Origin of the sequence: Chryseolinea soli, assembly GCF_003589925.1 — a bacterium.
GTDB lineage: Bacteria > Bacteroidota > Bacteroidia > Cytophagales > Cyclobacteriaceae > Chryseolinea > Chryseolinea soli.
Genome location: NZ_CP032382.1, coordinates 2,812,320 through 2,833,883, shown reverse-complemented (window position 1 = coordinate 2,833,883; position 21,564 = coordinate 2,812,320). Strand labels below are relative to the sequence as shown.

The following is a 21,564-nucleotide window of genomic DNA, read 5'->3' as shown; positions in this document are numbered from 1 at the left end:
ATCAATCAAATATAATAACAAAAAAGCCGTATTAGCCATCCGTTCGGGAGCGAGATTCCATTTTTGAAGCCGAGCGGCTTTTTTTGGGGGTCTAACTGTAAGGGTAAGCTCAATAAAAGGATCATTGTTGTCGTCAGAGAAGGCCTTTCGAAAAGTATGCAGTGAAAATTCTATCTTTCACTCAGAAAATTTTTTAGCCTCTTTTATGGATCTGACCATCTTATTTTCGCCCGTAGACGAATCGCTCTACGAAGACATCACCTCCCCCTCCAGTTTTTATAGAAACATTCACGTGTTCGGCGAGAAGATGCCCGACTACAGGGGTGCTCACATTGCCCTGTTTGGAGTGAAGGAAGGACGCGGCTCGTTGCAAAATGCTGGCTCGGCCACAGGTGCCGATGTGATCCGTAAAAAACTCTATCACCTGAAGCGGGGCACGGGAACTTACCGCATTATCGACCTGGGAAACCTTAACGTGGGTCACGACCTCGACGAGACCTATACCCGCATCAGCGAAGTGTGTCGGATGCTGCTGGAAGAAAACGTGCTCCCGATTGTCATTGGAGGTTCACACGACCTGGACTATGGTCAATATGCTGCCTACGAGACCATGGACAAACTGGTGAGCCTGCTGAACGTGGATGCGTTTCTCGACCTGGAAGAAAAAAAGGAAGCGGGCGCAAGCCGTCAGCACATTCACAAGATCCTGTTGCACGAACCCAACTTCCTGTTCAGCTATACGCACCTGGCCTATCAAAGCTACCTGATCGATCCGTTGTCGGTATCGGTGTTGGAGAAACTTTATTTCGAAGCATTTCGCATCGGGCAAATGCGCACAAACATGCAGGAGATGGAGCCCACCATCCGCAATGCCGATATCGTGTCGTTTGACGTCACCGCTATACGCTCGTCAGATGCCCCGGGCAATGCCCAGGCGCAGCCGTTCGGGCTGACGGGCGAAGAGGCGTGTCAGATCTGTTGGTATGCCGGCTTGAATGAAAAGCTAAGCTCGATCGGCTTCTATGAATACAACCCTGCATTCGACGACGCCCACCAGAAGACGGCCGCCGTGGTGGCTACCATGATCTGGTATTTTGTGGAAGGCTACTATCATCGCAAGAACGAGCAAAATTTCAGGAGCAACGACTTCATGAAATATTCCGTGTCCATGCCCTCCGAACCGGAAGTGCTCACGTTCTACAAAAGCAAGGTGAGTGAAAAGTGGTGGCTCGAAGTGCCTTACCCCAATGGCCGCGAGCGTTATGCGCGCAACAGCATTGTGCCGTGCAGCTACAACGACTATCAAACGGCGGTGAAAGGCGAAGTGCCCGACCGTTACATCAGCATGCTGGCAAAGCTGATCTGATCTACTTTCAACCGTTATACTACGTTGTTGAGCTGTTCCTTTATTTTTTCGAGTTCTTCTTTCATCACCACCACGTGTTTTTGAATGGCGGCGTCGCTGGCTTTGGAGCCGATGGTGTTGATTTCGCGGCCGATCTCCTGGGAGATAAAGCCCAGCTTCTTGCCGTTGCTCTGGGCTTCCCGGGCCACCTGGATAAAGTAGTCGAGATGGGCTTGCAGGCGGACCTTCTCTTCGTTGATGTCAAGCTTTTCGATGTAGAAGATGATCTCCTGTTCCAGCCGGTTGGTGTCGTAGCCTTCTTCGCCAAAAAAGGATACCACGTTTCCTTTTAGCCGCTCGCGAATGCGCTCCACCCGTTTGGGGTCGAGTTCGTTCACAGCCTTCAGTTGCTTGCTGATCTCCAGACAACAATCGGTGAGCACCTTCTCCAACACTTTGCCTTCGGCCTTGCGAAAATCTTCACAACGCTCAATGGAGGTGATGATGCAATCCCTCACCTTCTTCCATTCTTCTTCATCGGCGCTGTCTTTTGCTTTGTTTTGCACCACATCGGGCGAGGCGAGGGCGAGTTCGAACAGGCCTTCGTAAGGGGCCACAACGCGATCGGCCAGCTTCTTCAATTCGGCATAGTAGGCGGTGAACAGCGCTTCGTTGTAGGACTGCTTGGTTTCTACTTCACCATAGCGTTGATATTCCACGTTGATGGAGACCTTGCCGCGTTCCAGCCTTTCGCTGATCAGGTTGCGCACTTCGATCTCTTTGTCGGAAAAAAGTCTGGGTAGCCTTAAGCTGAGGTCAAGAAATTTGGAGTTAAGGCTTTTCACCTCGGCGGCAATCTGAACCAAGCCGTCGTCGGCGGTGCATTGGCCGAAGCCTGTCATGGATTTAATCATGCAATAAAATTCTATTTCGTGGATGTCAAGACTGCGCAAAGTACATAAACATACGTCGCCATCCACAGCGATGTATGTTTATGCCCTTGCGAATGACAAAATTGATGACCATTTAGAAGTCAAAGCCCAGGGTGACAAACACTCTCGGTTTGGATACCTGGTAATTTTCTACGGGCCATGCCACATCGCCCTTGATGTAATAACCAAACAACACCGTGCGGACACCGAGACCGTAGCTATAGAGCCAGGGGTTCAGATAATTTTTGATCTGCACCTTGAAAGGGCCATCGGCGATCTCTTCATAGCTCACACTGTTGGTGGAGTTGAACGGCGGCTTGCCCGACCAGCTCGTGCCGATGTCGTAGAAGGCAATGAATTGCAGGTTGCGCAGCAGGTTCGAAGAGATGGGGCCATTCGACAAGGCTTTCACCAGCGGCACTCTGAATTCTGCATTGGCCATCATCACGCTGTTGCCAAACAACGTAGCGTAGTCAAAGCCGCGCAGCGAAGTGGCGTATTCCACAAACAGGATATCCTGGTTTTCGCCGGGGAAACCCAACGGATTGGGTTGGCCATCGCTGGTCTTGCCGTTTTTGCGGGTCTTGTTGAAGAGCCAGTTGTCCATGCCACCCAGCAAATATTTCTTGGGCGAATTTCCAAAGAAGGTGCCGGCAAATCCGCGCACGGCGAAGACGATCTCCTTGTAGATCTTTTGATAGTGACGCACGTCGATCGATGCCTGGCTAAAACCGAGGTCGGCATTGTTGAGGCCCTGATAGTTTTGGAACGAGATCTTGGCCCGTGTGCCTTCGATGAGGTTGAGACCGGTAGACACCGAGTTGTCGTATACCAGTTCCGCCTTGAGACCGGCATAGTAGTTATTGACCGGCGCCACCGAAGGCGGTGCGGTGGGATAGTCGGCTTCACCCAAATCTACCGAGCGTGCCAGGGCGCCGAAAGGTTTCAGCGTAAAGCGAATGCGATCGGATATGGGAAGTGAAGCGCTCAGTTCGATCCGGTTCAACGAATAGTGATAGAGCTCGCCTTGCAAACCATCTTCCGCCGGCTCGGCCGACCAACGGATGCCCTTGCGGTCTACGCGCACACCAAAGTCGATGAGCGATTTCAAATATTGGAATTCCGCAAAGAAGTCGCCGTTCTTTAAATCGACGCTGGTCATCAACCCGCCAAAGAAGCGGTAGTTTTCCAGCATGTCGTTCATCTGCGTCTCGATGGAGATGCCCAGACCCCGCATCGGGTCTACCAACATGGAGGTGACGAGGCTGTTGGAACTGAACTTCGATTCATAGGGGAAAGGTCCCGTGATCCGGCTCTTCTCGCGCGCTTTCATGTAGCGGGTCAGGAACGACTCGCTCGGTTGGTTCTTCACCGCTTCATCCTCGAACGTATAGTTGTCGGTGTTTACTTCGCCGGGTTTCTTTGGCGTCTGTTGTGTCCTGGCAACTTTGGTGGTGTCTGTCGCGGGCACCTGCGGCGTGGATTGCGCGGGAGCCGGTTTCTTTTCTTCATCACCAAAAACATAATTGTCGGTGTTCACCTCGCCGGGCTTGGGTTGCTGTGCGGGTGGCTGCCTGTTTTCGGCCCGCTCCGCTGGAGTGGTTTCGGTCCGCGCAGGTGTCGTAGTCTCGGTCCGCACCGCTGGCGGCGTAGTAGTCACGGGTGCTGGCGCCGGCTTTTTCACTTCATCTTCAAACGCATAGTTGTCGGAGTTGACGGCATCGGCTCGATTTACGGGCTTGCCCAGCCGCGTGCTGTCGATGGCGGGAGGCGGGCCGCTTTGCACGATGGTGGAATCGCGGCGTGCAGGAGGCTGAACATTGGTGGCCGTATCCTTTTGCGGTTGGGCCTGACGCAGACGCGAGTTGAGCAGGTCTTTGATGCTCATGTTTTTATTCTCCTCCTGCTTGCGCCGCTCGCGGATCACACGGGCCTGCTGCAGGTCTTTGCGCCGCGTGGCGGGCGTGAACACTTGCCGGTTGAGATTAAAACTGCGGTCGACATAAATATTCTCCTTGTTGTCTTCCGTCATCACCATGGCCATGGTTTGATTGGCGAAATTGAGGTCGATGTCTTTGATGCTCGCGTTGAAGTTGGTGATCTGCGAGTAGATGCCCGTGGGGCGATTGTACTTGAAGAGGTTAATGATCCCGCGTTGGTCGCTGAGGTAATAAAAATTGTTCTCATCCATCGCCTGCGGAGAATGATCCTTGCTGAGCGTGTTGGTGAGGCGCGTCAACAAAAATTTGGTGCTGTCCAGGTCGTAGACAAACAAATTGTAGTTGTTGGTGAGCTTTTCAAACTGGGGCTTTGCATTGGCCCGCAGCGTGTCGGTGGTGCGGTTAGACGAGAACACGATCCGGTTGGTGTTGGGGATGAAGGTCGGATCGAGATCGTCGTACAAGTCGTTGGTGAGGCGGCGTACACGGTCGCGCTTGGAGCTCAACAGGAACAGATCGCTCTTGCCTTCAAAGTCGGCACTGAGAATGATCAACCTTCCATTACCCGAAAAACTGAAGCTGCGAATGTTGCTGAAGCGTTCCAATTGCCGGGGCAATTTTGTGCGCGTGTTAAAATCATAGAGCCAGAAAACATATTGCCCGCTCTTCACGCCGATCACCCCGAGGGTGGTGGCATCCGACCAGGCGATGAGCGGCAGGCTGTAGTCCACCCGTTGTTTGATCACTTTGCTGCCACCCGAAATGATGGTCTTTTCCCGCCCGGTTTCCAGCGATCTCACTTTCACTATGTAACGCCCGCGGTCGTTTTCGGCATAGGCGATGTTGCGTCCATCGGGACTGATCTTTACCGTGGTAAATTCCGTGGTCTTGTTGTGCTGCTGTGTAAACGAAGTGGACGCTTCCGGATCAATGTAGGACTTGCTCACGGTGGTTTCCATGTCGGAATAAAACTTCTGCCACTCTGCCAGCAACTGTTTGAAACTTATACCCAGGGTGATGAGAATACTTTTTTCCTCGTTCCGGGTAACCCGTGTGTAGTTGAGGATGTTGGCCACACTGCTCTTGCCGTACTTCTCTGCAATAAAATTCCAAATGGATTGTCCCACCAGTCCGGCTTCATTACCAGAGAGCTTGGTGGCTCTTTTCGCCCGGCGTGTTTTCATCAACTGGCGGATATAATCATCCATGTCCATGCTCCAGCCGCGGGCCACATAGAGCGAAGCGCCGTTCACAAACCAATCGGGCAGGTTCATGAGGATCGAGCTTTGGAACATGTCCTTCAGGTTGCCGCCAAACATCATCTCGTGGATCATGATGTCGGAGATCTGGAAAAGCAATTCGTCTTTGAATTCCTGGGCCGTTCCCATGTGGGCCACTTCAACATAAGGCTTTATAAATTCCGTTTCACCACCGACGTTGAACACGTTATGGTTCAGGCCCACGTTGCTTTGACGCAAGTCGCTGAGGGAATTGTAGAGGAAAACTTTTGTTTTGAAATAGGGCGGATAGCCGATCAGGTCCGTAATGCGATCGAATTCTCCTTCGAGGTATTCCAGGGCTTCTGTGGCAACACCTTTGCGGGCATCGTAATAGTAAACGTCAAAGTTCTCGCCGCTGAGATATACCCAGTCGAACTGACGGTATTGAATTCTATTCTTCCCAAATACCTCCCGCGATTGCTGGGCTTTTACCTGGGGGGAACTTAAAACGATCAGAGTTAGGGTGAGTAGTAGTCCGCTTCGCAAATTCATAATTCATTTAGGGGAAGTCCAATATAGTACATTATAACGTTCAATATCCACCTCTTTGTTTATGGCCGGAATATTTAACACGGCCCCGATCAAAACCTCCGAAAAATAGGGGGTGAGGCTCACCCCTTTGGTGCCCATGCCATTGAAAACAAAGGCCGATTCCCATTGGGGATGCCGTCCGAGCAATGGACGCCGGTCTGGGGTGGTCGGTCGCACGCCGGCAGTTTGCCCGATCACCTCCGCCGGAAAACGGATCAATTCGTTCAATCTTTCCACCAGTTCCGCGCAAGCCTGCGGTGTGACGTCCGGCGACGCATCCTGGAAATTATAGGTAGCACCCACGCGCCATTCGCCAGGCTCGCCCGCCGGAACCATAAAAACGCCGCGGTTCAGGATCACGTCCGGTTCGAAGGCCGCCCGGATGCGGATCATCTCGCCTTTCAAGGGTTTCACCGGCAGCCACTGAAATGTTTCTGACGTGTGTACGCCCGTGCAAAAGATGATTCCGGAAGCCTCGTATTGTTTGTAACGAACGCCTTCCGCCGACAGGGTCAACGCCCGCTCCTCCAGGTCTTCCAACAAAAACTCGTTTTCCTGGACGATCCATTGCCGTACGGCATCGAGATAGCCCTCGGTGTCCAGGTACCCGCACTGTTTCAGCAGCAGTCCGCCAAAAGGGTCAGCCACGGCGGGAAAGGTGCTCGTAGTGGTTATTTTTTCGATATAGGATGCATAGGCCGGCGACGCGCTTTTGCCCATCCATTCGTTTTGCTCCTCGACGGATAGGAAAGGCCGGTAAAGCGGCATGGGATAAAAGAACTTTTGTCCGGTTTTTTCTTCCACTGCCCGGTAGAACGAAAACAGGTAGGGAAATAATGTGTCGGCCATCCAGGTCTTTACCATTTTGCGGCCGGTGATGGGATTGAATAACCCTGCCGCGATGCGCGAGGAGTTGTTCCGCGACGGCTGGTCGATCACCAGGATGCGCTTTCCCTGCCGGAGCAACTGCACCGCCACAGCCGAACCGGCCAGGCCTTGTCCTACGATAATATAATCTACCTGTCGCGTTGTCATTCCGGGGCGCCAAACTACGATAAAGTCCCCAGCATTTTTTGCGCGAATATGAAATTGCTATGAAGCTGCGACACAAAAATGATGGCAGGCGACAGGCCATCGGAAATTTCAGTTTACTTTGAAGAAAATTTCAGGGCATGCTTCAGATCCAGTCGTTCGTTTTTAACCCGCTGCAGGAAAACACCTACGTGTTATATGACGAGTCGGGCGAATGTGTGATCATCGACCCCGGATGCTATGAGCCCTATGAACGGCAAGAGCTGGCCGATTTTATTTCGGCAGAGGGCCTCACGGTGAAAATGTTGCTCAACACACATTGCCACGTCGATCATGTGCTGGGCAACGCGTTTGTAAAGGAGAAATATGGCGTCCGCCTTTACATTCACGCCAAAGACGAACCGGTATTGCGCGCCGTGAAAGCCTACGCCCCCAATTATGGTTTTGCGCAATACCAGGAAGCCACGCCCGATGCCTTTCTGGAAGAAGGACAGGTGATCACGTTCGGACAACAAAGTTTCAAAGTGCTGTTCGTCCCGGGGCACGCGCCAGGGCACGTGGCCTTTTATAACGAAAAGGAAAAAATCGTGATGAGTGGCGATGTGTTGTTCTACAACAGCATTGGCCGCACCGATCTGCCGGGCGGAGATTTTGATACCCTGATCCGGAGCATCCATCAAAAACTTTTTACCTTGCCAGACGACGTCGTTGTTTTTCCCGGCCACGGTCCGGAGACAAACATTGGTTTTGAAAAGAAAACAAATCCGTTTTGCGCCGTGATTTCAACCTGAATGGTTCATGATTAAATACCTTCCCAATTTTTTAACCTGCTGCAATCTGGTGTGCGGCATGCTGGGCATCATCTTCTTGTGGGAAAATGCCGCCGTCCCCAGCGCCTATTTTGTGTGGGCCGCCTGTTTGTTCGATTTCTTTGACGGCTTTGCCGCACGATGGCTGAAGGTTTCATCCCCCATCGGAAAAGAGCTGGATTCCATGGCCGACATGGTAAGCTTTGGAGCTTTACCCTCGCTGTTCATCTACCAAGCCCTGCAAGGATCGACCACCCCATTCCTACCCTACGTAGCCCTGCTCATCGCCATCTGTTCCGCCCTCCGCCTGGCCATTTTCAACCTCGACACCACCCAATCGGACGCCTTCAAAGGCTTGCCCACGCCCGCCAACGCCATCTTCCTGACGGCTTTGCCCTTTTTGCAAGGCCTGGGCGTTAACGTGATGGGAAACCCGACCCTGTTAGCCGTGATCGCCGTGTTGTTTTCGGCCCTGTTGGTGTCCCGGATCGACCTCTTTGCCCTGAAGTTCAAAAATTTCAATTGGGCGGATAATAAAGTCCGGTTTACCTTCCTGCTGCTGGCCGTATTACTGCTGGCCTTCTTTCAATGGGCGGCATTGCCCGTGATCATACTTTTGTACATTACCCTATCGTTAGGGGTCCGGGTGTTTTCAAAATAAGGCACTAATTTTCAGGCTTAAACCTTTTCACTTGCATTGCCAGTTCACCATACGATGGATTCTCGTCCTTTCCCTGGTATCCGCCGTATCGGCCACCCATGCCCAGGAGACGCTGGCATCCAATTCCTGGTTTAAGCTGGGCGTTGAAAAACGCGGCGTGTACAAAGTATCTTACGACGATTTCAAAAAAATGGGATTCGATCCCGCCACCGTCGACCCGCGACAAATTGCCATCTATGGGAACCCCGGCGGCATGCTTCCCCAGGAAAACGATGCCCCCCGCTTTAACGCCCTCCAGGAAAATGCGATCTACATCGAAGGGGAGAGCGATGGCGTGTTCGACAAAAACGACTACATTCTTTTTTACGCCGAAGGACCGGACGCCGTTCACTACGATGCACAACGCCAGGTGTTCGCTTACCAAAGCAATCTCTACAGCAAGAAGAATTTTTACTTTATCACCGTTGCTACCGGGGGCGATCGCCCGGCGCGTATCCAGACCGTGGAGAGCGTGGCGGGAAATTTTCCCGTGGTTCAACAATACGACGATTTTGTTTATCACGAGCTAGAGGACTACAACGAATTGCAATCCGGCCGTCAATGGTTTGGCGAGCGATTCGATCTCGCCACATCGTATAGTTTCAAATCGGATGTGGACGGGGTGGTTGAAAATTCCAACGTCAAGATCGTATCGAACGTGATGGCCCAATGCTACGACGGCAACGGGTCTACGTTCAAGATCTTGTTAAACAATACGCCGGCAGGCGAACAAAATGTCTCGGCCATCACCAATTCGACCTACGCCGTAAAAGGAGCCATACGGCTCGACACACTCACGCTGAACGCTTCCAGTATCGGGGCCGTGGGACAGACCACGCAGACCCTCACGTATCAGTACATTAAGGGCACAGGACGCTCGGTGGGATTTCTGGATTTCTTCCTGCTGAACTTCACGCGCAAACTGGCGGTCTATAGCGACCAGACCTTCTTTGTGTCGCCTACGAGCCTGAACCAATCCGTATCGCAATATCGCGTTGCTTCCGCCACCTCGGATCATCGTGTGTGGGACGTTACCGATCCTTTAAAAGTGCAGCAACAGGCTTTCACGGTGCAAGATGGCAGCGCCCAATTTTCGGCGGCGAGCGATGCGTTGCATGCCTACATCGTCTTCAATGCCAATACTCCCGCGCCCGAGCTTGTGGGTCCGGTAGCCAATCAAAATGTAGGAGCTTCTTCGGCCGTGAATTACATCGTCATCACGCATCCCGATTTTATGAGCGAGGCACAACGCCTGGCCGCGCACCGTTCACAGTACAATCAATGGTCTACCCTGGTGGTGACCCCCGAACAGATCTTCAACGAGTTTTCATCCGGCCGCCAGGACGTGAGCGCCATTCGCGATTTTATCCGGCGCAAATACGAGGCCGGCCCATCCCAACTCAAGGGAGTAGTGTTCGTAGGAAAAGGCTCGTATGACTACAAAGATCGCCTGTCTGACAACACGAACTTTGTGCCCACCTACGAAGCGCGCAATTCGCTGTCGCCCTTGGAGACCTATTCCTCCGACGACTTCTTTGCTTTGCTGGAGCCGGGCGAAGGCGGCTGGGGAGAAGATCCGGCGCATGCCGAAACCCTCGACATCGGCGTAGGCCGCATCCCCGCCAAGACGCTGGAGGAAGCTTCGAACGTGGTGACGAAGATCATCGCCTATGACACCGACAAGAAAGGCCTGGGTCGCTGGCGCAAGGACATCGTTTTCGTGGCCGACGACGGAAGCCTCTCCGACGGGTTCACATCCATTCACCAATCGCAAGCCGACGTCATGAGCACGACCATCGAATCGGGAAATCCACAATTCGATACGCATAAAATTTTTCTGGGCACCTATACCAAAACCGTGAAGCCCAACGGCGAGGCTATCCCCGAAGTGAACGAGGCCATCGTGCGCGACTTCAACCGGGGCACGCTCATCATCAACTACACGGGCCACGGCAGCGAAAAGCTTTGGGCGGATGAGAAAGTATTTACCGACATCGACATCCTCACGCTGGAGAACAAGCTCTACCCTTTTCTCATTACTGCCACTTGTGAATTCGGCCGGCAGGACGATCCCCAGGATATTTCGAGCGCCGAAATGAGCGTGCTTCACCCTAACGGCGGCACCGTAGGCCTTGTTACTACCTCGCGACCTGTGAAATCGGACACCAACTTTGAGTTGAACAAATCGTTCTACGGCAATCTCCTTCAAAAAGAATCGGGCCAGATCCCCACGCTGGGCGAGGTGTTCCGGAAGACAAAAAACCAAAGCACCAGCGGCGTATTCAATCGCAATTTTTCGTTGTTGGCCGACCCCGGGATGACGCTGGCCATGACGCCCAACATCGTTGCCGCTGCCAAACCCGAAGTCGCTTCGGGCACCGACACTTTAAAGGCGCTTTCGGTAGTGACGGTTTCGGGAGAAGTACAGGATGGAAACGGCGTGTTGATCCCGCATTTCAACGGCACGCTGCAAGCCACCTTGTATGACAAACAAAGCGAGTCGGTGACCATCGGAAAAAACAATCCTCCGTTCCATTTCAAAGAATGGAGCAACGTACTTTTCCGGGGTAAAGCCACGGTGAAAGATGGGTTGTTCTCGATCCAGTTTGTGGTTCCCAAAAATATCGCCTACGAAGTGGGTGCCGGAAAACTCAGTTTTTATGCTTCCGATTCCTCGCATATGGCAGATGCCGCGGGAGCTTTGTCGGCGCCGGTCGGCGGAAGTGAAAAAAGCTTTGCCCCGGACAATACGCCCCCCGAAATACAGCTTTTTATGGGCGACACTACGTTTGTGAACGGCGGCATGGTGCTCCCCAACACGAACCTGATCGTTAAACTGCACGACGCCAGCGGCATCAACACGTCCACCTATGGCATTGGCAACACCCTGACCGGCGTGCTGGACAACGACGTACAGGTGTATGCCCTGAGCGATTATTACGAGGCCGAGACCGACGATTTTACGCGGGGATGGGTGAATTTCCCCATTAATGGCTTGTCCCCCGGAAAGCACACCATTACGGTGAAAGTCTGGGATACCTACAACAACCCGGCCCAATCGGTTGTTTCTTTTGTTGTCACCGACGGAAAGTCGCTCATCATCGAATCCCTGAGTAATGCGCCCAACCCATTCCAGGGAGAAAGTCACATCTTTTTCACGCATAACCGCTCGGGGGACGATTTAGAGGCCCAATTGTATATTTACAATATTACGGGCGAGGAAGTGATGGCATACAACTTTTCCATACCTTCAAGCCCCTATGAGGTCGATTTGATGGAAATCAATGCACAGGGCGAGGGCGGGAAAAAACTTGTTGCGGGGGTATACTTAGCCCGTTTGGCCGTTCGTTCAGTAACCAATGGCTCTAAAAGTGAGCGCGTTACAAAACTTATTGTGGTGAATTAATTATCTTTGGACCTTTGAAAAAAAACTTGATGCATTATCGCGTATTCCTCCTTTTGAGCTTTGTATTGATCGGAGTTCAGCACACATTTTCCCAAGGCACAGTATCCCCCGGCGACTTGATTGGCGCCCAAAATGCCATCACTACGGCTGTTCCCTTCCTCACCATTTCCCCGGACGCGCGTCATGCGGCCCTGGGTGATGCTGGCGTAGCGACTTCGCCCGACGCGAACTCGTCGTATTGGAATGCCGGCAAGCTGGTGCATATCGATAAAAAATACGGTGGAACGATCTCCTACACACCCTGGCTGGGAAAGATTGTGAACGACATGTCGATCTCCTATCTGTCGGGCTTCTATAAGATCACCCGCGAACAGGCCATCTCGGCATCTATCAAATATTTCAACCTAGGCGACATCAGTTTCCGCGATGCTAACAACAACCCGCTGGGCGATTTCAACCCGCGCGAGTTCGCACTTGACGGCACATATTCCCGTTTGCTCTCCGAAAAATTCAGTATGGGCATCACCGGCCGTTACATTTACTCGAACCTCACGGGTGCTTTTGCCGGCATCGACGCCAAACCCGGCCGCAGCGTGGCCGCCGATATCGGTGCCTACTACACAACACCGTTAAAACGCCATCCCAACTCAACGTTGTCGTTGGGAGCAACCATTACCAACATCGGCGCGAAGCTGTCGTATACCGACAACGAGAACAAAAACTTCCTGCCCACCACCCTGCGTTTGGGAACGGCCTACAAAACCGATCTCGATGCCTACAACTCGCTCACGTTCATCTTAGACTTCAGCAAGCTGATGGTGCCCAGCCCCAATTCGGGCCGCGACTCCGTGGGCCTTCTCAGTGGCATGTTCGGATCGTTTAGCGACGCACCCGGCGGCTTCAAAGAAGAGATCCAGGAGATCATGACTTCGGTGGGTGTTGAATATTGGTACAACGACATCTTTGCCGCGCGCCTTGGCTATTTCAACGAAGCCAAAAACAAAGGCAACCGGAAATACATGACCATCGGTCTCGGCTTCCGCAAGAATAAATTCGGCGTAGACGTGGCCTACCTGGTGCCGGTGAACAAACGCGAAAGCCCACTGGCTGAAACGCTGCGTTTCACGCTGCACTTCCTGATCAAAGAGACTACGGCCGACAAAGACGAAACCGTTACTGACTAGTCCTGATGCTCGACCGCACCCTCGCCCCGCCTTTTAACCGTACTACTGATTTTGAATTGCTGCATCCCGAAAAGGTCACCACGGCCTCGGGCGCTGAAATCTATTTCGTGTTAGGCGGTAGCCAGGACGTTAGCAAGGTAGAGCTCATCTTTCCAGCAGGTCGCTGGATAGAAAAAGTTTGGGGCGCTTCTTATTTTTCATCGCAACTTCTGAACAAGGGAACAAAGCACAAAGGCAGCTACGAGATCGCACAACGATTCGATAGCCTGGGGGCTCACCTGGAGGTTCATTCCGCCCTCGACTTTGTATCCGTATCGCTATACTCGCTCAATAAGAACCTGGAAGCCGGCCTCCGTCTGTTGCTGGAGCTGCTGACAGAATCCATCTTTCCCGAAAAGGAACTGGAACAACTCAAGTCCATTTACCTGCAGAACCTGAAGGTGAATCGCGAGAAGACCAGCTTCCAGGCATCGTTGCTGATCCGCAAAAATATTTTTGGAGAAACCCACCCCTATGGAAAAGAGCTGGAAGAGGCCGAGGTAAATCCGCTGCAACAACAGCAGGTGGCCGAGCACTTCAACCGCTTTTTCAAAACGTGCACCATCCTGGTTTCCGGAAAAGTAACGGAAGCCAACCGGCGGCTCATGGCCGATGTGTTTGCTCCCTTTGCCTTCCACGCTTTGCAAAAAAAGGATTCCACGGTCTTCGCCGATGCGCGGTCCTATCGCCAGGTGGTGGAGAAAGAAGGCAGCGTGCAGTCCACCATCCGCATGGGCAAACGCTTCATCGATCGCGCACACGCCGACTATGTGGATACGGTTTTTCTCAATCACATCCTGGGCGGCTACTTCGGTTCGCGGCTTATGAAAAACATCCGTGAAGAAAAGGGTCTTTCCTATGGCATCTCGTCGAGCCTGCATGCTTTGAAGCATGACAGCTACCTGATGATCGGCGCCGATGTGAACCGCGAGAACACGACGCTCACCTTCGAGGAGATCGGCAAAGAACTGAAACGCCTGCGCACCGAGCCCATCGACGCTGAGGAGCTCGAGACCGCCCGCAATCACTTCACGGGCAGCCTGCAATCGGAAATCACCACATCGTTTGCGCACGCCGATAAGATCAAGACCATCCTGCTCTATAACCTGCCGGAGACACATTATCAAAACATGATCCGCCGCATCGACGCCATCACCGCCGACGATCTGCTGCAGACCGCCTCCACCTATTTCAAGGAAGACAGCTTCATTGAAGTGGCCGTAGGCTAGCCACATTTTCTTTTGGATTGTTTACGTCACGGCGCTACCTTGAAAGGGGAATCCGATACACTATGAAATCTACGCTCGTTCCATTTTTCCTTTTGATGTGCCTGTTTACCGGTTGCGCTGAAAAAGTATCCGACGATGCCTTTGTCGGGACGTGGGAGCTCAAAGGCCGGACCAAATTTGACGGCATCCGGATCAAGATCGAAAAGCACGACGACGCGCTTACGGGAAGGATCGTAAAGCTGAACAACAACAAGCTCGTAAAAATGTTTGCCGATTCCAGCGATGTCTGGGTCTCCGGCATTCAACGCGTTTCCGATTTCGAATTCAAATTAACCGAAAGAAAACTCGCCGCCGATCTTTTCTCTCTCTACGGCCAGTCGACGTCACAGGATTTCAAAGTCCAGTTCATCGACGCCAACACCATCGGGCTGGCAACCGAAGGAGCGGATCCACAAAATTCGTCCGTCCTCTACAAGAGAGTGCCATGAATTTCGATCGCATTGTCCAAAACGTCACCCAACACATTCGCCTCAGCCGCGAGGAGATCGAGTTGTTTACTTCCTATCTCGAACCGCGCACCTTCAAAAAGAAATCTTTCATTCTCCGTTCCGGCGACACCTGCCTGTCCGAAACCTTTGTCGTGAAAGGTTGCGCGAAGATCTTTTACACCGACGCCGAGGGCGTGGAGCACATCGTGAAGTTCGCCATCGAAAACTGGTGGACGATGGACCTGGAAAGTTTTGCACAGCAAACTCCCGCATTCTACAGCATCCAAACACTGGAAGATACGGAAACGCTCCAACTCAGCAAAGCCAACCACGACGCGCTTTATGATCGCGTCCCGCAGTTTGAAAAATTTTCGCGGATCCTGTTCCAGAACGCCTACATCTTGTTGCAACACCGCCTCACACAAAATCTTTTTGTGACCGCCGAAGAAAAGTACAACCAGTTCGCCAAAAAATATCCCGGCCTGGAATTGCGCATTCCGCAAAAAGAGATCGCCTCCTACCTGGGCATCACACCGGAATTTCTCAGCATGCTGCGAAACCGCAGAGCGAAGTCACTGATTTCTTAAACTAGTTTATTCTTTTCCGGAACACCCCCCTGTTGCTTTGTCATCAAAAAAACAACAGTATGAAACAACTCCTTTTCAGTACACAAAACGACTGGGCCGGCTTTATCCTTCGCGTCACGGTTGGCGCCATTATGTTTCCCCACGGCGCACAGAAACTTCTGGGGCTTTTTGGTGGATCTGGCTACCCTGCCACGATGAATTTTTTTACGGAGACCTTGAAACTTCCCGCATTCATTTCTTTCCTGGTGATCATGATCGAGTTCTTTGGAGCGGTGGGGCTTATCACCGGGTTTGCCAGCAAGCTTTGGGCCTTGCTACTGATCTTTATCATGATCGGCGCCATCGCTACTACAAACTACAAAAATGGATTCTTCATGAACTGGTTTCAGAATCAAAATGGCGAAGGCTACGAATACCACTTGTTGGTCATTGGTCTGTGTACGGCCCTGCTCGTCATTGGGAGCGGCAAATTTTCCCTGGACAAATGGCTCTTTCAGTTTGACGGCGCAATGTAGTAGTACTCCGAAGAGAAATTCTTCCGGGGCACGACCAGACCGGTCACCACATCGGGATAACGCACCTGGTCTAACCGTTGGAAAAAATTACAGCTGGAATATTTCAATTTGCTAAAATCCAGTTGAGGGTACTTCGCGACGATCTCCGAAGGGAAAGAAGAGGCCACCGCGAAATCGGCGAGGGAATACACAAACCAGATGACTTTATTGTCGCCGGTTTCATATTCCCATCCGGCATAGAAGTAGGTGTAGTCAAGCGAAAAATCAAAGGCAAAATCATTCAACGCCTTGCTTTTTGCGGTAAAGGAATACGTGGGCATTGTGAAGTCTGTGTTCACGACGCTGCCGCTCCGATTATACTGCACGGTACCGGAAGCGGTCACGTTCTTAACAAACATCTCATAGCGATGGAAGCCGTCCATATAGCCCAGAACCGGGTGATCCGGTGCATCCAATTCTGAACGACGCGTGTCGCATAAAGGATAAGGATCGCTCAGATCATCATTGTACGCCGTGATGTATCCACTGTTTACACCCGGAAAATCGAGGTGGATCAGTTTGGGGTATTCGGTGAAATCGGAGAAATCTTGCATGACAAGAACATTCTCTTGGGTTCCCTTTGCCCAACTATACACGGGTGATCCCAAACGGTAGCCGGAAATCAGAATATCACTTGGAGTTTGTTTCGCGAGAAATTCAAAGGTCCGGGTGCCACTCGCATCCGAATAGGTTGAACCATGGCTGCCCGAAAATTGAAGCGTTCCTGTCGCGTCCTCGTAATTTGCAATTTGAATTTTCATGCGCGCAATCGTCCCTCCTGTATTTTGTTCGGGCACGTCGGGCAGGTCCAGCTTGAGGGTCGTATTCCGGTCGATTTGTGTAAAGGTTCGGAAGAGAAGTTGTTTTACATCGTAAAGATCTGTTACCTGAAAAAATGTAACATTGAATTTGTCAACGTCTTTGGCAGCTGAAAGGGTGATGGTTTCTCCTTTTGAAAACTGCTTCACATCCAACAGTTCGCCAGCGGGGTCTGAAATAAAGATCCAATTGTCGATTCCTTCGGTATAGGATGCATCGACCTCCAGCGTCAATAACGCAAACGAGTTTGCGGCATCATCGCCGCTGTCGCATGCTACAAAGAAAAGACTGATGGCCAGGGCCAACGCATGTGTTCGTTTTGTATGGTTCATAATATTGGCTAATGGGGTTATGCCCTAAGGGCGTTGTTAATGATGCATCAAAACGTGGGATTAAAATTATAGTATTCGGAATGGTCCGGCGTTTGACTCGTCGTGAGGGGCACGGCATCTTGGTATTTTCTTCCGTCCAGGAATTTGATGAGCGTGCAGCCGAAATATTCCAGCTTGTTAAAATCCAACTGCGGGTAGAGTGACCGTATTTCCGTGGGTATGGAAGTGACACCCGAAAATTGTCCCGGTTCCGATTCGATATTCCAGTGGATCCAATTGGTGTCTTCCAGGTATTGCCACTGCGCATCGAAGTAGGTGTATTCTTCTGAAAAATTGAATGCGAAGTTCTTGATGTCGCCGTTCGTTAAGGAGAACGTGAAGGCGGGGATGGCGATCGATGTGTTCACGCTACCCGTCTTGTAATAGCTGACCGTGCCGGCGTCGTTTTGATTGAACACATAGGTTTGGTAGTGATCGAATCCATCCAAATAGCCCAAGGTTGGTGTATTGGTTTTGAACGTGGTCTGATCCAATTGGCTGCTGTTGCTAAAAAAATAGGGAGTCGAATTACTAGGGTAGTATCCGACGATAGAGCCGCTGGTCACGCCGGGATAGTCAAGTTTTATTTGTTCGGGATAGGCGTCGAACGCTGTAAAATCCTTTTCAACAACATCGTCTGCCATCAGGGCGTTGGCCCAACTGTACACGGGAACGCCGGAACGATAACCGGATACCAGCACATCGGCGGGACTCTTGGGCAGGGTCACCACGGCATCCAATACGCCGGCGGTGGCCGAATTGTTCCAGCCTTGGGTGTTTGAAAACAGCAGCGTAGACGGCACGTTGTCGGCATCCGAATAGTTGGAGATCTCAATGGTGGCCTCGCCGGGAGAGGAAGTAGGCGGCGTAACTACTGTCACGCTCAGCTTCAAGCTATCGCCACGATCCAGGTTTGTGTACGTACGAAAAGAAAGCTCTTTCAAATTCCCGGTGTCGTGCCCTTGGAAGATCGTGACGTTGACCTTGTCGGCTTCGTTTGTCGAACTGAACGTTATGGTTTGACCGGGAGCATAAGACTTCGTGTCCAACACGTCGCCCGACAGATCGGTCACGAAGATCCAATTGTCGCCGTCCACGGTATAGGATTCATCCACTACCACCGTGAACAGCGGCCCGACGGATTTCTTGTCATCGTCGTCGCCGCAGGCGAGCAGGAAAACACTCATCCCCAAAAAAAGAAGGACGGCACGCACGCCACGGATGCCGGCATAACGAGAAAGAGTTTGTGTGCGAATTTGCATATACATGAATTTCATTCCCTGCTTTTTGGTGATGACGCTGCGTCGGGGGACAACCACAACCTGCAAGGTATCCGCTTCCTGTTTAAAAGTCCAGATGGACAGTCTATTGCCGGCAAATATTTTAGTGCATATGGCAAGGAGGCCTCTATCCCCGGAATTCGCGCTGCCAGCCCATCCTAAGCCATCCCTCAACCTAATCCAACCATTCCGAGGTCGCGAGGCTTCGGGTGGGAATACCGGAATGGACTCTCCGGCCGTTTTAAGGTGAAATATGCATCTCCTGGGGATAACCGATGTCCGGTCGCCGCCTTGCGGCAAATTGCCCTATATTGGTCCAGCCAAATCCAACCGATTCGATTTACGTTTAAGAATTTCATGCAAACCCCAGGGAAATTCGATTTTTCACAAACCCCTCCGATCACGGCGGTTTTCGTTATCCCACCGCGCGTTCACTTGCTGGACATGAGCGGGCCGGCCCACATTTTTTATGAGGCTTCGGATTTTGGTGTGCCGATACGGCTGGCATTCACCTCCACCTATGCCCGTGTCTCCGAAGAGACCAGCTCCAGCGGTCTGGCTTTTGCACATTTGGAGAGTTTCGAGGGGTTGGATCTGCAAGAAGGTGATCTCATTTTTGTGCCCGGCCTGGAATCGCACTATCTCACCGACACGGTATTCTACGATTCCATTCAACCCTTCCTGGCCTGGCTGGGGCATCAGCACGCCAAGGGTGTCAAGGTTTGCTCGGTGTGCACGGGCGCGTTCCTGGTGGCCGAAGCGGGACTGCTGAACCACCGGCAAACAACGACACACTGGAAATTTCAGCAGCTGCTCAAGGACCGGTACGTCCACGCCGAGGTGCTCACCAACCGCCTGTTTGTCTTCCAGGAGGGTATTTACTCCAGCGCGGGCGTTACCTCCGGCATCGACCTCGCGCTTTTTATGCTGGAAGAGTTATACGGATCGAATTTCGCCGCGCGGGTGGCGCGTGAAGTGGTGATCTATATGCGCCGGGGCGTGGAAGATCCGCAGCTCAGCATCTTTTTGCAGTACCGGAATCACCTGGAAGACCGTGTCCATAAAATACAGGAATGGCTTTCACACAACCTCGACAAAAAACATACAGCCGACCAATTAGCCGAACGCATTCACACCAGCGGCCGCAACCTGACGCGACTATTCAAAGACACGACGGGAATCACCATCGGACAATACGTTGAAAAGCTAAGGGTAGAGCACGCCCTTCATCTACTCCGCGAAAATGAGAAAGTAGAAACCGTCGCCCGTTCGTGTGGTCTTCAGAGCACAAACCAATTGCGTTCGCTTTTGAAAAAGCACGCCGGGCTGCTGCCTTCCGATGTGATGTCCTGATCCTGCGCCGGGTTGTCCTTTTTCCGGCGATGCGTCCGGCTTATTTTTGAACTCATTCAAACGACCGCTATGAAAACTCTCCTCCTGTTTCTTTTTGGTTGCCTTGCGCTCAGTGCCGGGGCTCAAACCAAAACCAACCCCAAAGACATGGCCTATTTCTGTCCGCTTTGCAACAGCGACTGCGACAACCTCGTGTTTGACAAACCTGGCACCTGCTCGCACTGCGGCATGACCCTGGTTCAGCAAACCTTCGCCGACCGCAAGACCGAGGTTTCTCAAAAGCCCCTGACGGTTTGTTTCTATTTGCAAGACGGGGTGGAAGTGCTGGACTTCGCGGGACCGATGGAAGTATTTTCCTACGCAGGCTTTCATGTGTTCACTGTATCGAAAACAAAAGACCCCATCGTTTCGCAGGGCATCTTAAAGATCATCCCCGACTACAGCCTGCAGGATGCACCCCCGGCCGACATACTCGCCACGTTCGGAGGCAACGCATCACAAGGATTTGATGAGTCGGTGGTTGCCTGGATCAAGTCGCGCGAGAAAGCGACTTCCTATTTCTTCTCTGTATGCACCGGTGCCTTTGCGTTTGGCAAAGCTGGTCTCCTGGATGACAAGACGGCCACCACTTTCCATCTTAGCATCGATGCCCTGCAGAAGTCTTTCCCAAAGGCAAAAGTATTGTCGGACGTTCGTTTTGTCGACAATGGCAACCTGATCACAACGGCAGGCATATCCGCCGGAATTGACGGCGCCCTCCATTTGGTAGCCAAACTGAAAGGCGAAGCGGCCGCAAAAGCAGCGGCACAATACATGGAGTACGATAAGTGGGTACCGAAAGAAGGGCTGGTTCTTTCCAACGCAAAAAAATAAAACTTCATGACAAGTTCACGCAAAGGCCTTGCGTGAACTTGTTCTGTTCGTCTATTTCAAACTCTCCAGGTCCCGGATTAAAATTCGTTTTCTGTCGAAGTTGATCAGATTGCTTTCCTTGAGATCATTTAAGATCGTCGTCACCGTTTGGCGCGACGTGCCCGTGAGACACGCAATGTCCTTGTGCGTCAGTTGCGTTGGGATGAGCGTTTCGTAGCCGACTTTTTTGCCCTTCCATGCGGCGGTGTCTTTCAGGAATTCGACGATGCGGGTGCGGGCATCCTTGAAGACCAGCAGTTCGAGTTTGCGCTCCAGTTTCATGATGCGGAGGCCGATGAGCTTCAGGATCTTGAAGCTCAGTTCGCGATTCTCGTACATGAGGGCCTGAAGATCGTTGATGGTGAGGGGACAAATCACGGTTTCGTCCGACGCCTGCGCAAAGTCCTTGCGTTTGTCCTCCCCGGCCAGGGCCAGTTCGCCAAAGATCTCGCCGTTTGTCAGGATGGCGCTGATCACTTCTTCGCCCGAATCCAGATAGTGGCCGATCCTTACACGACCCTTTACGATCATGTAAATGTGTGTGGCCGAATCGTCGGGCATGTAAATAAACTGCGACCGTTTGTAGGTGACGAACTCATGGTTGTCGGCCATGCGCTTCACTTTGTGGGGACATAGAATGTTGTAAAGATTGGTGCTTTCAAAATACCAAAGGGCGGACGAATTTGTCATGGGAACGTCTTCTGTTGTGTGTGGGGATCAACCTTTCTTCAGCATTCACGTAAATAGCTCAATTATCGGTTTCACCGGGCAAA

General features: G+C 52.0%; 17 protein-coding genes. 11 read left to right on the top strand and 6 right to left on the bottom strand.

The features are described from left to right. The first annotated feature begins 205 nt into the window (after window positions 1–205). On the top strand, window positions 206–1,366 hold the full coding sequence (locus D4L85_RS12245; RefSeq protein WP_119754571.1) for a formimidoylglutamase: 1,161 nt from the start codon (window positions 206–208) through the stop codon (window positions 1,364–1,366). A 14-nt stretch (window positions 1,367–1,380) separates the two neighbouring features. Here the strand turns inward: D4L85_RS12245 and D4L85_RS12240 are convergent, their stop codons facing one another. The 3 genes from D4L85_RS12240 to D4L85_RS12230 form a co-directional block, all read right to left on the bottom strand. Next, window positions 1,381–2,259 carry a YicC/YloC family endoribonuclease gene (locus tag D4L85_RS12240; protein ID WP_119754570.1) on the bottom strand — a complete coding sequence of 293 codons (879 nt, stop codon included), beginning with the start codon at window positions 2,257–2,259 and terminating at the stop codon, window positions 1,381–1,383. A 112-nt stretch (window positions 2,260–2,371) separates the two neighbouring features. Further along, window positions 2,372–5,989, bottom strand: a complete 3,618-nt coding sequence (locus tag D4L85_RS12235) for a PD40 domain-containing protein (protein WP_119754569.1) — start codon at window positions 5,987–5,989, stop codon at window positions 2,372–2,374. Window positions 5,990–5,992: 3 nt separating this feature from the next. Beyond that, window positions 5,993–7,063, bottom strand: coding sequence for an NAD(P)/FAD-dependent oxidoreductase (locus tag D4L85_RS12230; RefSeq protein WP_119754568.1), 1,071 nt, complete (start codon window positions 7,061–7,063; stop codon window positions 5,993–5,995). A gap of 137 nt (window positions 7,064–7,200) precedes the next feature. Between D4L85_RS12230 and D4L85_RS12225 the strand changes: the two genes are divergently transcribed. The 8 genes from D4L85_RS12225 to D4L85_RS12190 all read left to right on the top strand — a co-directional run bounded on the left by D4L85_RS12225 (window position 7,201) and on the right by D4L85_RS12190 (window position 16,017). Continuing rightward, on the top strand, window positions 7,201–7,851 hold the full coding sequence (locus tag D4L85_RS12225) for an MBL fold metallo-hydrolase (RefSeq protein ID WP_119754567.1): 651 nt from the start codon (window positions 7,201–7,203) through the stop codon (window positions 7,849–7,851). A gap of 7 nt (window positions 7,852–7,858) precedes the next feature. Beyond that, complete coding sequence (gene pssA / locus D4L85_RS12220; protein ID WP_119754566.1) at window positions 7,859–8,530, top strand: CDP-diacylglycerol--serine O-phosphatidyltransferase; 672 nt, start codon at window positions 7,859–7,861, stop codon at window positions 8,528–8,530. 31 nt (window positions 8,531–8,561) lie between these two features. Beyond that, window positions 8,562–11,975 (top strand): type IX secretion system sortase PorU, encoded by a 3,414-nt coding sequence (gene porU, locus D4L85_RS12215; RefSeq protein WP_119754565.1) that lies wholly within the window; start codon window positions 8,562–8,564, stop codon window positions 11,973–11,975. Window positions 11,976–12,004: 29 nt separating this feature from the next. Continuing rightward, window positions 12,005–13,159, top strand: a complete 1,155-nt coding sequence (gene porV, locus D4L85_RS12210) for a type IX secretion system outer membrane channel protein PorV (RefSeq protein ID WP_160143688.1) — start codon at window positions 12,005–12,007, stop codon at window positions 13,157–13,159. 5 nt (window positions 13,160–13,164) lie between these two features. After that, window positions 13,165–14,427 (top strand): M16 family metallopeptidase, encoded by a 1,263-nt coding sequence (locus D4L85_RS12205; RefSeq protein ID WP_119754564.1) that lies wholly within the window; start codon window positions 13,165–13,167, stop codon window positions 14,425–14,427. Between the two features lie 62 nt (window positions 14,428–14,489). Further along, the gene (locus tag D4L85_RS12200) at window positions 14,490–14,915 is read left to right on the top strand and encodes a DUF2147 domain-containing protein (RefSeq protein WP_160143687.1); all 426 of its coding nucleotides are present in this window, start codon (window positions 14,490–14,492) and stop codon (window positions 14,913–14,915) included. Further along, on the top strand, window positions 14,912–15,502 hold the full coding sequence (locus D4L85_RS12195) for a Crp/Fnr family transcriptional regulator (protein ID WP_119754562.1): 591 nt from the start codon (window positions 14,912–14,914) through the stop codon (window positions 15,500–15,502). Before D4L85_RS12200 ends, D4L85_RS12195 begins: the two co-directional genes overlap by 4 nt. A gap of 59 nt (window positions 15,503–15,561) precedes the next feature. Then, a complete protein-coding gene (locus D4L85_RS12190; protein ID WP_119754561.1) occupies window positions 15,562–16,017 on the top strand; it encodes a DoxX family protein in 456 nt (151 codons plus the stop codon). Here the strand turns inward: D4L85_RS12190 and D4L85_RS12185 are convergent. Both D4L85_RS12185 and D4L85_RS12180 read right to left on the bottom strand, forming a co-directional pair. Further along, on the bottom strand, window positions 15,996–17,207 hold the full coding sequence (locus D4L85_RS12185; protein ID WP_119754560.1) for a hypothetical protein: 1,212 nt from the start codon (window positions 17,205–17,207) through the stop codon (window positions 15,996–15,998). The genes D4L85_RS12190 and D4L85_RS12185 overlap by 22 nt on opposite strands. Window positions 17,208–17,254: 47 nt before the next feature. Continuing rightward, entirely contained in the window at window positions 17,255–18,508 is a 1,254-nt protein-coding gene (locus tag D4L85_RS12180) for a hypothetical protein (RefSeq protein ID WP_160143686.1), read from the bottom strand. Between the two features lie 375 nt (window positions 18,509–18,883). Here D4L85_RS12180 and D4L85_RS12175 point away from each other — a divergent pair, with 375 nt between their 5' ends. Together D4L85_RS12175 and D4L85_RS12170 are read left to right on the top strand one after the other, a co-directional pair. Then, window positions 18,884–19,879, top strand: coding sequence for a GlxA family transcriptional regulator (locus tag D4L85_RS12175; protein ID WP_119754558.1), 996 nt, complete (start codon window positions 18,884–18,886; stop codon window positions 19,877–19,879). 69 nt (window positions 19,880–19,948) lie between these two features. Continuing rightward, window positions 19,949–20,752, top strand: coding sequence for a DJ-1/PfpI family protein (locus tag D4L85_RS12170; RefSeq protein ID WP_119754557.1), 804 nt, complete (start codon window positions 19,949–19,951; stop codon window positions 20,750–20,752). Window positions 20,753–20,803: 51 nt separating this feature from the next. Here D4L85_RS12170 and D4L85_RS12165 read toward each other — a convergent pair whose 3' ends face one another. Continuing rightward, window positions 20,804–21,481, bottom strand: a complete 678-nt coding sequence (locus D4L85_RS12165) for a Crp/Fnr family transcriptional regulator (protein WP_119754556.1) — start codon at window positions 21,479–21,481, stop codon at window positions 20,804–20,806. Between the last annotated feature and the right edge of the window lie 83 nt (window positions 21,482–21,564).